The organism is Erythrobacter sp. QSSC1-22B (assembly GCF_001678665.1).
Classification (GTDB): Bacteria; Pseudomonadota; Alphaproteobacteria; order Sphingomonadales; family Sphingomonadaceae; genus Qipengyuania.
Map to the genome: position 1 here is coordinate 1 of NZ_LZRP01000030.1, position 1469 is coordinate 1469.

2 protein-coding genes are annotated in these 1469 nt (G+C 56.8%); both read left to right on the top strand.

Going from position 1 to position 1469, the window contains the following annotated elements; genetic code table 11:
- Positions 1-172: 172 nt before the first annotated feature.
- On the top strand, positions 173-745 hold the full coding sequence (locus tag A9995_RS15690; RefSeq protein ID WP_067614745.1) for a TetR/AcrR family transcriptional regulator: 573 nt from the start codon (positions 173-175) through the stop codon (positions 743-745).
- Positions 746-949: 204 nt separating this feature from the next.
- The gene (gene tnpA / locus A9995_RS15695) at positions 950-1306 is read left to right on the top strand and encodes an IS200/IS605 family transposase (RefSeq protein ID WP_255360169.1); all 357 of its coding nucleotides are present in this window, start codon (positions 950-952) and stop codon (positions 1304-1306) included.
- Positions 1307-1469: the final 163 nt, after the last annotated feature.

Consider the following 1469-nt stretch of genomic DNA (forward strand, 5'->3'; position numbering starts at 1 on the left):
TCTCGACACAGAGAGCATCCGCATCACGGACGGGCCGCACATCTACAGCGGCCGACGCAAGGTCATTTTTGTCCGTGACCCCGACGGCAATGTTCTGGAGTTCAACGAGTTACTCGCCCAACCGTCAATGTCGAATGCCTGAAACATTCCTCGCTACCGGGAGAGATGCCACATGAATGACATAGATCCTCGCCCGGACCTCACCGACGAGATTTCTCGCATCTTTCGCGCCAATGGCTTCCACGGCACGACTATGAGCGTCATCTCTCAGCGAACGGGCCTCGGCCGATCCAGTATCTACCACCATTTCGGGCGCGGAAAGACCGAGATGGCCGGGCGTTCACTCGACAGGATCGAGAAGTTTATCGATGTCATTGCCGGTGCGGCAAACGCACCAGATGCCTCGCTTCGGACGAAGTGGGCAACGATTGAGGGGATGCTACGGAGGCACTACGAGGGCGGCCAGCTTGGCTGCCTGCTCGCGGTATTTGCCATGGAAGATCTTCCCGTCGAGCTGCGCGGACGAACGAAGCTGCTCTTCGACTATTGGCTTGCCGCAATCGCCGAACTCTACAAATCCGGCGGTGTAGATAGCTCCGGGGCAGCTCGTTCCGCGCAGCGAGATGTTGCAGCCATACAGGGCGCGCTTATCCTGTCGCGGGCTCAGTCATCCGGAGAGCCATTGGATCACACCCTTGCAGAGATCGCTGCTACGTTTTCCGAACTCTCTGAGAGAAAGTTCTGAACAGCGGGGAGTAACAAGATCACTTTGCAGCTTCATTAGACCGGCGGGCGCACCGGGTTGCCTAAAGGTCATTACTAGTCATTGTGAAACTGCGACTATATCGAATGCATTTCGCCGGTATGTTTCAGTTGTTGAAAGGCATCCCCTGGAAAGGATCAGAGCGGCAAAACTGCTTCGGGAAATTGTTTCAGATACGATTTGTCCATGGCGCTACATAAGCAAACAGAAGCTCGATGCCGCTTGCGGGTGCGCCAGATTATCCGGCATATCTGTGCGGAAATGGGCGTGACCATTGTCAACGGCGCCCTGTCACGCGATCATGTGCGTATGCTCGTTGATATCGCGCCGCACGTCTCGGTCAGCGACATCGTACGCCGGGCAAAGGGCCGTTCGTCCCGCAAAATCCAGCAGGAGTTCGAGCACACCCGCAAACGCTACTGGGCCCAATGCTTCTGGCAAAGCGGTTACTTCTCGACCACATCCGGCAACATCACCGATGACGTCATCATGCACTATCTCGACCGACATGCCCACACGGATAGCTTCAGCCCCTCCGCCTGATGCTACCGGCGTCAGCCGGTCAGTCATTCAGCCTGTTCCGGGATTCCCCGGCGCAATCAGGACCTTCAGGAAAGCTACATACCTCCCATCCGCCGCCAAGCGCTCGATATATACCAGTCACCGACAGGAGGTGTTGCGCCTGGGCTTCGATCAATGCAGCCTT